This is a genomic window from Phaeobacter sp. JH20_02 (assembly GCF_048056915.1).
Classification (GTDB): Bacteria; Pseudomonadota; Alphaproteobacteria; order Rhodobacterales; family Rhodobacteraceae; genus Phaeobacter; species Phaeobacter bryozoorum.
In genome coordinates, this window is sequence record NZ_JAYMVP010000017.1 from 71954 (window position 1) to 84742 (window position 12789).

Sequence of the window (12789 nt, forward strand, 5' to 3'; positions counted from 1 at the left end):
ATAATCTGTCCCAGCTCTGCTCTACGCGGGAAAAATGCGTAAATTATGGCAATTTTTACCTTTGTTCAGGCTGAGCGTTGTTCTGACGCCCGATCAGAAAGACCCGCTGCGCTGCCTTCGTAAATCGTGAAGAGCTCAACCGGCTCGGCAACACCGCGCAGCATATAGCGACCCAGCGACACCAGATCGTGACTGGTCGGCTGGGCTGCCCGTTGAACCTGTTCCGAGACAATGATGCTGCGACCAACAGAGGCGTGCATACCTGACAGCCGTGCCGTCAGGTTGACGGTTGGTCCGATCACCGTGAAATCCAACCGGTTCTCAGATCCGATATTACCATAGAGGATTTCGCCGGCATGCAGGGCCAGCGTGAAATCAGCAACCGGGTTACCCTGCTGCGCACGCTCGACATTGCGATTGCGTATCTTGCTCTGCAAGCCACTGGCCGCCGCGAGCGCTGCTGTTGCATCTTCGCCGATACTGCCAAGGTCAAACATCGCCAATATGCCATCACCCATGAATTTGAGGATATTCCCTCCATGGGTCTGAATGGTCTCGACCGCCAGACCAAAGTAGTCGTTAATCATGTCGATCAATTCGGCGCCCGGAATTTGCTCAGCCAGTTGGGTAAAGCCTTTCAGATCGAAATAGCAGATCACCGCATCAATCTGGCGTGACGAACCCCGCTGTATTTCTCCTGACAGAACCCGCTGACCAGCATCGCGACCGAGATAGACCTGAAGCAGATCCTTGGCCATCTGCTGGGCAGAGGCCGCCCGCAGCGCCAGCGCCAGATGCGGGTAGATAAAACGGATCAACGTGAGATCTGCCTCTGAGAAACCGTCGGGATGATCGGTTGACCAGGATGACAGGATGCCCTCTCCCGGCCGCTTAGGATCAAAAGGGGCATCGGCAAAATCACCAAAGCGCATTGCCAGCGCAAAGTAATCCGTGGCCCCGCGCTGTTTGAACTGCGCTAGTGCAGGAAACCGCTCCAGCACATGCCCGGTCAGTTTGGTGCGAAACTCAGGCACTTGGCGTTCCAACATATAATAGAAGGTGCTGTAGAGCCACTCATCCCGCGGTGTATCGCTGTGTTCATAGAATTCATGCGACAAGCCGTCCGCGCGGGTCCAGCTAAAGCCGATACCACCGTATTTTGGGTGATAGGCACGCTGCGCCAGATGAAACCGCAGGAGCGGCACGCCGTCGTCAGCAAGCCTCTGGCAAAAGCCTTGCAGCATCTCCTGACGGCTTGCCCCTCTTAGTCCTTCAGCAGTCAGCCAGTCGATTATCGGCGTGGCGCGCAGAGCAGCATCCGTCATTGTGCACGGCCTCACATTGTGGTTCCGGCCCAATCTGAAGCCTCAACCAACGGATGTCTATGGTTCAATTCCGGCCAGTTTGCGCAGCATGTGGCGTAGCGCCTCGCTTTCACCTTCGCTGAGTCGGGATGCAAGCTGCCCATCATAGATGGCGGCCTGCTCCCGAAGATCGCGATAGGCGGCCTGCCCCTGCGGGGTCAGTTCCAGATGCTCTGATCGTCGGTCTCGTTCATCCCGGTGACGCAATACAAACCGACGCTCGGCGAGCTTCGCAACGGCACGGCTGATCTTGGTCTTATGGATTTTGGCGCGCTGGCCAATTTCCTTTGCGGTCATGCGCCCGTAGCTGCCCAGATGGAACAGGACCCGCCATTCGGTACGGAGCATCCCGTAGCGATTCTTGTAGTGCTGTTGAAACTCAAGCGAGCTCTCTTCTGCGGCGCGATTGAGGAGATAGGGTAAGAAATCCTGCAGCGCGAAGTCATCTTTTTCGGTCATGAGGGTGACCTATGCCTTGTTAGTTACAAAATCAACTATTACCGAAACAGAGAGTTAAGAAAAGGAGCGCGCCATGAATCACAAAGTCGATGCCCACGAAATGATCCAGGCCCCGTCCCTTACCGGGCCACACGAGGGCTATATGCCGGGCTTTGCCAATGATTTTGAAACCGAGGCGCTGCCCGGTGCGCTGCCGCAAGGCATGAACAGCCCGCAAAAGTGCAACTATGGTCTTTACGGCGAACAGCTGAGCGGCACCGCTTTTACCGCCGATGTGCCGGAGCGGACCTGGTGCTATCGCATCCGCCCGTCCGTCAAGCATTCGCACCGCTATCAGAAGATCGACCTGCCGCATTGGAAGTCTGCCCCCTGCGTCGATCCGGACGTGATCTCGCTGGGCCAGTACCGCTGGGATCCGGTGCCGCATTCGGATGAAGGCCTGACTTGGCTCACCGGCATGCGCACGATGACCACCGCAGGCGATGTGAACACCCAGGTCGGCATGGCCAGCCACATCTATTTGGTCACCGAGTCGATGGTGGACAGCTACTTCTTCTCCGCCGATTCTGAACTCTTGGTGGTGCCACAGGAAGGACGCCTGCGCTTTGCCACTGAGCTGGGTATCATCGACCTCGCACCGCAGGAAATCGCCATCATCCCGCGCGGTCTGGTGTACCGGGTGGAGGTGCTGGAAGGCCCCTGCCGCGGCTTTGTCTGCGAGAACTACGGTCAGAAATTCGAGTTGCCCGGCCGCGGGCCCATCGGCGCCAACTGCATGGCCAACCCGCGCGACTTCAAGGCGCCGGTGGCGGCGTTCGAGGATCGCGAGACGCCCTCCACCGTGACCATCAAATGGTGCGGTCAATTCCATGAGACCAGGATCGGCCACTCGCCGCTGGATGTGGTCGCCTGGCACGGCAACTACGCGCCCTATAAATACGACCTGACCACCTATTGCCCGGTCGGCGCGATCCTGTTCGACCACCCGGACCCGTCGATCTTTACCGTGCTGACCGCGCCGTCCGGTGTACCGGGCACCGCCAACATCGACTTTGTGCTGTTCCGCGAACGCTGGATGGTGGCCGAGAACACCTTCCGCCCGCCGTGGTATCACAAGAACATCATGTCGGAGCTAATGGGCAATATCTACGGCCAGTATGATGCCAAACCGCAAGGGTTCGTGCCGGGTGGCATGTCCTTACACAACATGATGCTGCCGCACGGGCCGGACAAGAATGCGTTCGAGGGTGCGTCGAACTCCAACCTCGGCCCCGAGAAGCTCGAGAACACAATGTCCTTCATGTTCGAGACCCGTTTCCCGCAGCATCTGACAGGATTTGCCGCGAAGGAAGCACCGCTGCAGGATGACTACATCGACTGCTGGGCCGATATCGAGAAGAAATTCGACGGCACACCAGGCAAGAAGTAATCCAACGGGGGCGCTGCCCCCTCTGCGGCCTGAAGGCCGCATTCACCCTCGGAGTATTTCGGGAAAGATGACGAGAGCAGCTGCTCTCAAACGAAAAGGACCACGTATGCCTTTGACAAAATCCTGGGTCACCTCCGCCAACAGCGCGACCCATCCGTTCCCACTGAATAACCTGCCTTATGGCGTGTTTTCTGTTGATGGCGACGATCCGCGCTGCGGCGTGGCCATCGGCGACATGATCCTCGATATGCAGGCCGCCGAGGAAGCCGGCTTGGTCCAGTTGAGCGATGCGCCACTGTTCGACGTTCCGTATTGGAACGACCTTATGGAAGAAGGTCCGGCCGTCTGGACTGCGCTTCGCAACCGTTTGACAGCGCTGCTGTCCGTAGGCTCTGCCGAGCAGGGTAAGGTCGAACCTTTGCTGGTTCCGGCTACGGACGCCGAGCTGCACATGCCCTTTGCCGTCAGCGAATACACCGACTTCTATGCGGGCAAGAACCACGCCTTCAACGTCGGCACCATGTTCCGCGGTCCGGAAAATGCACTGCCGCCGAACTGGCTGCATATCCCGATCGGCTATAACGGGCGGGCCTCCTCCGTTGTGGTGTCCGGTACCGACGTGCGCCGACCCTGGGGTCAGCTGAAAGGTCCAAATGACGAGACGCCGCGGTGGGCGCCCTGCGCGCGCTTCGATATCGAGCTGGAGATGGGTGCGATTGTCGGCACGCCGTCCGATGGCCCGATCACCGTGCAGGAAGCGGATGACCATATCTTTGGCTATGTACTGCTGAACGACTGGTCCGCGCGCGATATCCAGGCCTGGGAATACCAGCCCTTGGGACCGTTCCAGGCCAAGGCCACTGCCAACACGATCTCTCCTTGGATCGTGACCAAAACGGCGCTGGAGCCGTTCCGCTGCGACACGCCCGGGCGTGAGGTGGAACTGCTGGACCACCTGAAGGATTGCGGCCCGATGCTCTATGATATCGACCTTGAGGTCACCATGGCGCCGGAAGGCAAAGAGGCCACAACCATCGCGCGGACCAACTACAAAGAAATGTATTACTCCGCCGCACAGCAGCTGGCGCATCACACCACCTCGGGCTGCCCGATGAACGCGGGCGATCTTCTGGGCTCCGGCACCATCTCCGGCCCCACCAAGGATAGCCGCGGCTCGCTCCTGGAACTCAGCTGGGGCGGTAAGGAGCCGCTGACGCTGGACACTGGCGAGGAGCGCTCCTTCATCGCCGACGGTGACACGCTGACCCTGAAAGGCGCGGCCAAAGGCGACGGCTACACCATCGGTTTCGGCGACTGCACCGGTACCGTGCTGCCCGCGCTTGATAAGCCCTACGCAAGATAAGGAAAACCACAATGGCAAAAGCTTTTGCGTCCCAAGGGGACATGACCGAAAAGAAGATCACCTTTGATGAGATCGGCGAGGGGCTTTATGCTTTTACCGCCGAGGGCGACCCGAACTCCGGCGTGATCATCGGCGATGACTCTGTGATGATCGTCGAAGCGCAGGCAACCCCACGGCTTGCGAACAAGGTGATCGACTGCGTTCGCTCTGTCACCGACAAGCCGATCACCCATGTGGTGCTGACACATTACCACGCTGTTCGCGTACTGGGTGCTTCCGCATTTGGCGCGCAGAACATCATCATGTCGGACAAGGCCCGTTCGATGGTGGTCGAACGCGGGCAGGAGGACTGGGACAGCGAATTCCAGCGCTTCCCGCGCCTTTTCGAAGGCCATGAGAGCATCCCCGGACTGACCTGGCCCTCCACCACCTTCAGCGATTCGATGACCGTTTACCTCGGCAATCGCCGGATCGACATCAAGCATCTGGGTCGCGCCCATACCGCGGGTGACGCGGTGATCCACGTGCCGGATCAGAACGTGATGTTCACCGGCGATATCGTCGAAGACCACTCAGCCTGCTACTGCGGCGACGGGCATTTCGGTGACTGGGGTAGGACGCTGGACAATATCAAAGCTTATGATGTCGACGCCATTGCCCCCGGTCGTGGAGACGCGCTGGTGGGCAAGGACGCGGTGGAACGCGCCGTCGAAAGCACCCGCGATTTCGTTGAAAGCACCTACCGCCCGGCAGCGAAAGTTGCAGCCCGCAACGGCACGCTGAAAGAAGCCTGGGACGCGGTGCGCGCAGAATGCGATCCGAAGTTTGCAGATTATGCCATCTATGAGCATTGCCTGCCCTTCAACGTGGCCCGTGCCTATGACGAGGCACGCGGCATCGACACCCCCCGGATCTGGACCGCTCAGCGCGATCTGGAGATGTGGGAAGCCCTGCAGGGGTGAGGCCCAGGCAAATTTATACTCGGGGCGGTTTGATCCAGATCGTATCGCCCCAGCAGTACCTATGAAATGTTTGACCAGAACCTCGGCGTAGCCGCGACCGGGGGCTAGTCGAGCCGTGCCTGACGGCACCCGGATTTGGGAGGAGGCCAGATGAACAAGATCTTTGAAGTTCCCTTGTATTCTTATCAACGCAGTGACGATCAGGATGCGCCCTCGCCGGTGCGTCATCCCGTCGTCGTGATCGGTGCGGGGCCGGTTGGTCTTGCTGCCGCAATTGACCTGGCCCAGCAGGGCATTGGCGTGGTTGTGCTGGACGACAACGACAAGGTCAGTTTTGGCTCTCGCGCCATCTGCTTCTCGAAACGGACACTGGAAATCGCCGATCGGCTTGGCCTCGGGGATCCGATGGTCGCCAAAGGCGTTCAATGGAACCTCGGCAAAGTCTTTTTCGACGACCGCAAGGTGTACGATTTCAATCTCCTGCCTGAGGAGGGCCACAAGCGGCCCGCATTTATCAATCTGCAGCAGTATTATTTCGAGGAATACCTGGTGAACCGGGTCCGAGAGCTGCAGGAGCAAGGCGCACCGATCGAAATCCGCGGCCGCAACAAGGTCTCTGCCATCGGCACTCACCCCAGCCATGCCGTGCTGGAAATTGACTCGCCAGAAGGTTCCTACAACCTGGAAGCCGACTGGCTGATTGCCTGCGACGGTGCTGGCTCTCCTACCCGGCAGATGCTGGGGCTGGATTTCGTCGGCCGGGTGTTCGAAGACAACTTCCTGATTGCTGATGTGATCATGGACGCGGATTTCCCGACGGAACGCTGGTTCTGGTTCGACCCTCCCTTCAACAAGGGGCAGTCGGCACTGCTGCACAAGCAGCCCGATGGGGTCTGGCGCATTGACCTTCAGCTGGGCTGGGACATCGACAAGGAGCGTGAGAAGCGCCCCGAAAACGTGATCCCGCGTCTCAAGGCGATGCTGGGCGAAGATGTAAAATTCGAACTTGAGTGGGTCTCGATCTACACCTTCCAGTGCCGCCGCATGGAGAAGTTCCGCCATGGCCGGGTGATCTTCGCCGGCGATGCCGCACATCAGGTGTCGCCGTTCGGAGCCCGCGGTGCCAACTCCGGCCTGCAAGATACCGACAATCTGTGCTGGAAACTCAAGCTGGTGATGGACGGCAAAGCGCCGGAAAGCCTGCTGGACAGCTATGACATTGAACGCGTCCACGGCGCTGACGAGAATATCCGGAACTCCTCGCGCTCCACCGATTTCATCACCCCCAAGTCGGAGATGAGCCGGGTCCTGCGTGATGCGGTTCTGGACCTGTCCGAACAGTATGAATTCGCGCGTCCTTTGGTGAACTCCGGCCGGCTGTCGGTGCCCTGCACCTATGAGGGCTCACCGCTGAATTCGGCAGACGCGCTCAACGGGCCGGAACGCACCCGGCCCGGCTCACCCTGCCCCGATGTGCCGCTGGTCGACGGGTTTCTGCTTGGCAAGCTGGGCGACAAATTCACCCTGCTGACCATCGACGCCGACGCGCCTGATGAGATTGAGGAATCCGGCATCACGGTCACCCGATTGGCGCTCTCCAGCAAGGACGACAAGACACTGGCGCTGAAGGACCGCTACCTGGGCAGGCATGAAAGCGGTGTCTACCTGATCCGCCCGGACCAGCATGTCGCCGCCCGCCGCCCCAGCTATGACGACAACCTGTTCCGGCATGCGATCCGCCGGGCCATCGGCAAGGAGTGATCACCATGACCGAAGACCAACTGATCCTGGCCGCCAACCTCGAACGCGCCGACGATTTCTATGCCGATCTGCTTGCCGCACATGAGGATCTGAGCAAGGCCGAAAGCGATGCGCTGAATGCACGGCTGGTGCTGGTGCTGGCAAATCACATCGGGAAACGCGCGATCCTGAAACAGGCGCTGGCTGCTGCCGCGCTGAAAACCGGGGAGGACTCCGCTTGAAAATCGAACAAATCCACCACGTCGCCTACCGCTGCAAGGACGCAAAGGAGACAGTCCTGTGGTACAACAAAATGCTAAACATGGATTTTGTTTTGGCCATTGCCGAGGACCATGTGCCGTCGACGCATGAACCCGACCCGTACATGCATATCTTCATGGATGCAGGCAACGGCAACGTCCTGGCCTTTTTTGAGCTGCCGACCAAGCCGGAGATGGACCGCGACCGCAACACGCCGGTCTGGGTGCAGCACATCGCCTTCAAGGTGAAGGACCGCGCGACCCTGATCCAGTTCAAGGAGCATCTGGAGGCCAACGGCGTTGAGGTGCTGGGCGTCACCGATCATTCGATCTTCCACTCGATCTATTTCTTCGATCCGAACGGCCACCGGGTGGAGCTGGCCTGCCCCGACCCGGAGGAACAGGCACTGCTGCAAAAGCTGGACTCGGTGAAATGGGAAATGCTGGAAGAATGGTCCAAGACCAAGAAGGCGCCGAAACATGCCGAATGGCTGCACGCCAAGGAATTGAGCGAGCTTTAGTGATCGGGCCGCGGGGCGGTGTTTCCACCGATCACTCAGGCCATGCAGGGAGACCGGAATGTCTGATGTCATACTCTACGACTACTGGCGATCATCGGCCAGCTATCGTGTTCGCATTGCCCTCAATCTCGCGGGTATCGCCTACCGGAGCCAAACCGTGGATCTGGTCAACGGCGAGCAAACCGGCCCCGAGCATCTGGCCCGCAACCCGCAAGGGTTCGTGCCGGTGCTGGAAATCGACGGGCTGCGCCTGACGCAATCGCTGGCAATCCTCGACTACCTGGACCAGACCCGAAACCTTGGCCTGCTGCCTGGCACCCCCTCAGAGCGTGCGGGGGTTCAGGCCCTTGCCCACTCCATCGCGGTTGATCTGCACCCTGTCTGCAATCTGAAGGTCGCCCGCTACGCCACCAGCCTTTGTGCAGAGGCACAGCCGCAAGATGCTGAACACTCTCTCGACATGCCCGCAGGCTGGATGCGCCACTTCATTCGTCCGGGTCTCATTGCTTTTAATGCGCTTCTGGAAAGATATCCCCCTGCGCCATATTGCACCGGAGACCGTCCGGGGCTCGCAGATCTCTGCCTGATGCCACAACTCTACAACGCACGACGCTGGAGGGTGGATTTCAACGACCTGTCCCGTCTTGGTGAGATTGAAGCCACATGTGCAAGCAATCAGGCCTTCGCGATGGCGCATCCGGATGCAGTTCATTCCGCCACTACAACGGACAAACAGATAGGATAGTCCGCATCCAGCGGTACCGCTCCTGCCAGACGAGGGGATCATTGATGTCAACCGATTGGACGGGTTTCACCCTTGCCATGACAGTGTTTATCGTCAGCCATTTCCTGCCACGCCTCGCAGATCTGCGCGGGCGACTGATCGCAACCCTTGGTCGCCGCGCCTATTTCTCGGCCTACGGGCTTTTGTCACTCGGAGTGTTCGGCTGGGTCATCGTAGCCGCGGCTGATGCGCCTTATGTCGAACTCTGGCCGCCATCTGATTGGTTGCGATGGGCCCCGATGCTGACAATGCCCTTGGTCTTTGTGCTGACAAGCTGCGGTTTGGGCGTGGAAACCCCCTTTACGCTTGGAGGACGGCGCAGTTCCGATCCGACGCGGGATGATCCCGGGCGCGCCGCGTTCAGCCGCCATCCGATCCTCTTGGCGCTGGCACTCTGGTCGCTGTCACATCTGCTGGCCAACGGCGATTTGGCTCATGCCATTGTGTTTGGCGGATCCTTTCTCCTGGCCGGTGCTGCAATCCTGCTCTTTGACCTTAAGGCACGCGCAACGCTTGGTGCGGACGCAGCGGCTTATTTCGCAACTACCGCCTTGTTCTCGCTACGCCCGATCCTCAACTCAGGCTGGCGGCAACAGCACCTGCGGGATCTGGCCATACGGGCCGCGCTTGGCCTGTTGCTCTGGGCGGCCGCGTTACATTTGCATGAGCGCGTGATCGGCGTTTCACCCTTGCCAGTCTAAAATTTGATTTCGCGCAAAGTCCTGCATTCAGAAATCGGTCATATCTGGCAATATGAAACAGATTGATCGCCTTCGCGAGCTGGGACTTTTTGACAGCCGCGTTCCCCGCTATACCTCCTACCCCACAGCGCCGGTATTCAGCGCAGCCGTCGATAGCGCTTTCCAGAGCCATGCACTGTCGGCGCTGGACCCGGCGGAACCTGTGTCAGTCTATATACACGTGCCCTTCTGCGAACGCTTGTGCTGGTTTTGTGCGTGCCGAACCCAGGGCACTCAGACACTCAGCCCGGTCGAAAGCTATATCGCCACCGTCGAAAAAGAACTGTCCCTTCTCGCCGAGCGACTTCCCAAAGGGTTGCAGATGGGCCGCCTGCATTGGGGAGGCGGCACTCCGACCATTCTGCCGCCAGCGCTGATACACCGGCTGGCGCAAGCGGTGAAATCTGCCATACCGCCGACAGATGATTGCGAGTTTTCAGTCGAGATCGACCCGACAATGGTAGACGGCGACAAGATTGCGGCTCTGGCAGAGGAAGGCATGAACCGCGCCAGCATCGGCATTCAGGATTTTGATCCCGAGGTGCAGGCAGCAATCGGTCGTATCCAGCCCTATGACGTCACTGCCGCCTGTGTCGCTGAGCTGCGTGCGGCTGGCATTCGATCTCTGAATACCGATCTCGTCTATGGATTGCCCCATCAGGACGCGACACGCATCGCGGATACGGTTGACAAGGTGCTGACACTGGCGCCAGATCGTGTCGCCCTGTTTGGTTATGCCCATGTCCCATGGGTGGCAAAACGGCAGAAGCTGATTGATGATACCGCGCTGCCAGGCGATGAAGCCCGCTACCATCTGGCTGAGCTGGCCGCAGAGGCATTTCGATCTGCCGGATTTGCCAACATCGGCATAGATCATTTTGCGCGCCCTCAGGACCGCTTGAACCTGGCCAGCGAAAATGGCGGCTTGCGGCGAAACTTCCAGGGTTACACGGATGACCGCTGCCCGACGCTGATCGGTGTTGGCGCTTCTTCGATCTCGCGCTTTGAAGGCGGCTATGTGCAGAATGCAGCTGCTACGGCCGCCTATGTTCAGAGGATTGAAGCCGGCGAGCTTGCCGGCGCACGCGGCCATCAACTTACCCAGATCGACAAGGTGCGGGCTCGGGCGATTGAAATGCTGATGTGTGATTTCCTGCTGGATCTCACGGAACTGCGCCAGCGGTACGGGCCCATATGCCAGCAGCTGACTGCGGATCTGGAGGAGGTCACCGCGACCTACGGTGAACTGGTGACCTGGGCGGACGACGCCCTCCGTGTCAAACCCGAAGGGCGCGCGCTGACCCGGATCATCGCCAGCGCATTCGACGCGCATAAACCGGAGGGTGTCCGCTACAGCCAGGCCTCCTGACGCTTTGAAAATGACATAGATCAGTCTCTAATATTGGCTTATCTGTCGCGCCTTTCTGCGCGGGACCACCCTGCCGTTGCCAGCTTTCCCCGTTGCCAGCTTTCACGGTCACGCTATCTGCTGCCAGACCAGCGGAGTACCGGGACATGACCAATAATGTGACACCTCAGGACAGCAATGACCGCGGCAGGATTATTCTGATCCTGGGTGATCAGCTGTCGCATGATCTTTCGTCTCTGCAGCAGGGTGACCGACAGAAAGACCGCCTCCTGATGGCTGAAGTTACGGAGGAAGCCAGTTATGTCCCGCACCACAAAAAGAAACTCGCCTTTGTCTTTTCCGCCATGCGGCACTTCGCGGATGAGCTGTCCGCCGACGGTTGGGCCCTGCGGTACATACGACTTGAGGATCTCGACAATTCAGGCAGCTTGATTGGCGAGCTGGAGCGTGCATTGGAGCAGACCCCGGCAACAGAGGTTCTCATCACCGAGCCGGGAGAATATCGCCTCAAAGAGGCGCTGACCAACTGGTCTGGACCGGCAAAGCTGACCATGCTTGAGGACAGCCGCTTTCTCGCCAGTCATGAGATGTTCCGCAACTGGGCGGAGGGGCGCAAACAACTCCGCATGGAGTATTTCTATCGCGAAATGCGTCGCAAAACCGGCTTATTGATGCAGGGTGACGACCCTGAGGGTGGCAAATGGAACTATGATTCTGAGAACCGCAAACCGGCCCAGAACGACATGTTCATGCCCAAGCCTGTTCACACCGATCCGGACAAAATCACGCAAGGCGTACTCGCGCTGGTGGAGCAGCGGTTTTCCAGCAATTTCGGACAGCTAACCCCCTTCTGGTTCGCAGTCACCCGCAAGGAAGCCCTGGCGGCGCTAGATCATTTTGTAGATGAGGCGCTGCCACTATTTGGCGATTATCAGGATGCCATGCTGACAGGAGAGCCGTTTCTCTACCACTCCGTTCTGGCGCAATACATCAATATTGGCCTGCTTGGCCCTTTGGAAGTCTGCCTCCGCGCCGAACGTGCCTATTATGAGGGGCGCGCTCCTCTCAATGCGGTCGAAGGGTTTATTCGTCAGATTATCGGCTGGCGCGAGTATATGCGCGGTATCTACTGGCTGAACATGCCGGGCTACACCTCAATGAATTTCTTGGGGGCAACACGGGACCTGCCAGAGTTCTACTGGAGTGGCCGAACCGACATGGCCTGTATGGCCGCAGCCATCAGTCAGACCCGTGACGAGGCCTATGCACATCATATTCAGCGGCTGATGGTCACCGGCAATTTCGCCATGCTGGCTGGAGTGGACCCGCACCAGGTCCACGAATGGTATCTGGCGGTCTACGCAGATGCCTATGAATGGGTTGAAGCGCCAAATGTCATCGGCATGAGCCAGTTTGCAGATGGCGGTTTCCTAGGGTCCAAGCCCTATGCCGCCAGTGGAAATTACATCAACAAAATGTCGGATTACTGCGCGAATTGCGCCTATGACGTGAAACAAAAAACAGGGCCCAAGGCTTGCCCGTTTACACCGCTGTACTGGGATTTTCTGATCCGAAACCGTGAAAAACTGTCAAGAAACCCGCGTTTGATGCAGCCCTATCGGACCTGGGACAGAATGTCGTCAGACAAACAGGAGGCCTATCTCAGCAGTGCAAGAAAGGTTCTGAACAGTCTCTAAATAGGCATTTTCGGGGATTTGGTCGAATATTAACCCGATTCAGGATCACGCTCCTTTCACCAAACATGTCCGTCAGAATTGGCCCTTTGCCCTCGACTGGT

The 12789-nt window shown here is 58.8% G+C and carries 12 protein-coding genes; 10 read left to right on the forward strand and 2 right to left on the reverse strand.

Features of this window, described 5'->3' with window-relative positions:
* Positions 1-65 precede the first annotated feature (65 nt).
* Both VWY34_RS04605 and VWY34_RS04610 read right to left on the reverse strand, forming a co-directional pair.
* Positions 66-1325 carry an adenylate/guanylate cyclase domain-containing protein gene (locus VWY34_RS04605; protein ID WP_416544507.1) on the reverse strand — a complete coding sequence of 420 codons (1260 nt, stop codon included), beginning with the start codon at positions 1323-1325 and terminating at the stop codon, positions 66-68.
* Positions 1326-1382: 57 nt separating this feature from the next.
* A complete protein-coding gene (locus VWY34_RS04610; protein WP_340546491.1) occupies positions 1383-1823 on the reverse strand; it encodes a MarR family winged helix-turn-helix transcriptional regulator in 441 nt (146 codons plus the stop codon).
* A gap of 73 nt (positions 1824-1896) precedes the next feature.
* On the opposite strand from VWY34_RS04610, the gene hmgA reads away from it, so the two are divergent.
* The 10 genes from hmgA (at position 1897) to VWY34_RS04660 (ending at position 12688) form a co-directional block, all read left to right on the forward strand.
* Entirely contained in the window at positions 1897-3252 is a 1356-nt protein-coding gene (hmgA, locus tag VWY34_RS04615; protein ID WP_416541014.1) for a homogentisate 1,2-dioxygenase, read from the forward strand.
* Positions 3253-3358: 106 nt separating this feature from the next.
* Positions 3359-4615 carry a fumarylacetoacetase gene (fahA, locus tag VWY34_RS04620; RefSeq protein ID WP_416544508.1) on the forward strand — a complete coding sequence of 419 codons (1257 nt, stop codon included), beginning with the start codon at positions 3359-3361 and terminating at the stop codon, positions 4613-4615.
* 11 nt (positions 4616-4626) lie between these two features.
* Positions 4627-5577, forward strand: coding sequence for an MBL fold metallo-hydrolase (locus VWY34_RS04625; RefSeq protein ID WP_416534672.1), 951 nt, complete (start codon positions 4627-4629; stop codon positions 5575-5577).
* 150 nt (positions 5578-5727) lie between these two features.
* Positions 5728-7338 (forward strand): FAD-dependent oxidoreductase, encoded by a 1611-nt coding sequence (locus tag VWY34_RS04630; RefSeq protein ID WP_416544509.1) that lies wholly within the window; start codon positions 5728-5730, stop codon positions 7336-7338.
* Positions 7339-7343: 5 nt separating this feature from the next.
* Positions 7344-7559 carry a DUF2783 domain-containing protein gene (locus VWY34_RS04635; RefSeq protein WP_271907643.1) on the forward strand — a complete coding sequence of 72 codons (216 nt, stop codon included), beginning with the start codon at positions 7344-7346 and terminating at the stop codon, positions 7557-7559.
* Complete coding sequence (locus VWY34_RS04640) at positions 7556-8098, forward strand: VOC family protein (protein ID WP_416544510.1); 543 nt, start codon at positions 7556-7558, stop codon at positions 8096-8098. The genes VWY34_RS04635 and VWY34_RS04640 overlap by 4 nt, the downstream gene beginning before the upstream one ends.
* A gap of 58 nt (positions 8099-8156) precedes the next feature.
* The gene (maiA, locus tag VWY34_RS04645) at positions 8157-8843 is read left to right on the forward strand and encodes a maleylacetoacetate isomerase (protein ID WP_416544511.1); all 687 of its coding nucleotides are present in this window, start codon (positions 8157-8159) and stop codon (positions 8841-8843) included.
* 44 nt (positions 8844-8887) lie between these two features.
* Positions 8888-9583, forward strand: a complete 696-nt coding sequence (locus VWY34_RS04650; RefSeq protein ID WP_416538309.1) for an NnrU family protein — start codon at positions 8888-8890, stop codon at positions 9581-9583.
* A 52-nt stretch (positions 9584-9635) separates the two neighbouring features.
* Complete coding sequence (gene hemN, locus VWY34_RS04655; RefSeq protein ID WP_416534677.1) at positions 9636-10991, forward strand: oxygen-independent coproporphyrinogen III oxidase; 1356 nt, start codon at positions 9636-9638, stop codon at positions 10989-10991.
* A gap of 146 nt (positions 10992-11137) precedes the next feature.
* Positions 11138-12688, forward strand: coding sequence for a cryptochrome/photolyase family protein (locus VWY34_RS04660; RefSeq protein ID WP_416544512.1), 1551 nt, complete (start codon positions 11138-11140; stop codon positions 12686-12688).
* The last annotated feature ends 101 nt before the right edge of the window (positions 12689-12789 follow it).

Coding starts and splice junctions, on each gene's coding strand:
- VWY34_RS04605 (WP_416544507.1), bottom strand. CDS start 1,325: ATGACGGATGCTGCTCTGCGCGCCACGCCGATAATCGACTGGCTGACT.
- VWY34_RS04610 (WP_340546491.1), bottom strand. CDS start 1,823: ATGACCGAAAAAGATGACTTCGCGCTGCAGGATTTCTTACCCTATCTC.
- hmgA (WP_416541014.1), top strand. CDS start 1,897: ATGAATCACAAAGTCGATGCCCACGAAATGATCCAGGCCCCGTCCCTT.
- fahA (WP_416544508.1), top strand. CDS start 3,359: ATGCCTTTGACAAAATCCTGGGTCACCTCCGCCAACAGCGCGACCCAT.
- VWY34_RS04625 (WP_416534672.1), top strand. CDS start 4,627: ATGGCAAAAGCTTTTGCGTCCCAAGGGGACATGACCGAAAAGAAGATC.
- VWY34_RS04630 (WP_416544509.1), top strand. CDS start 5,728: ATGAACAAGATCTTTGAAGTTCCCTTGTATTCTTATCAACGCAGTGAC.
- VWY34_RS04635 (WP_271907643.1), top strand. CDS start 7,344: ATGACCGAAGACCAACTGATCCTGGCCGCCAACCTCGAACGCGCCGAC.
- maiA (WP_416544511.1), top strand. CDS start 8,157: ATGTCTGATGTCATACTCTACGACTACTGGCGATCATCGGCCAGCTAT.
- VWY34_RS04650 (WP_416538309.1), top strand. CDS start 8,888: ATGTCAACCGATTGGACGGGTTTCACCCTTGCCATGACAGTGTTTATC.
- hemN (WP_416534677.1), top strand. CDS start 9,636: ATGAAACAGATTGATCGCCTTCGCGAGCTGGGACTTTTTGACAGCCGC.
- VWY34_RS04660 (WP_416544512.1), top strand. CDS start 11,138: ATGACCAATAATGTGACACCTCAGGACAGCAATGACCGCGGCAGGATT.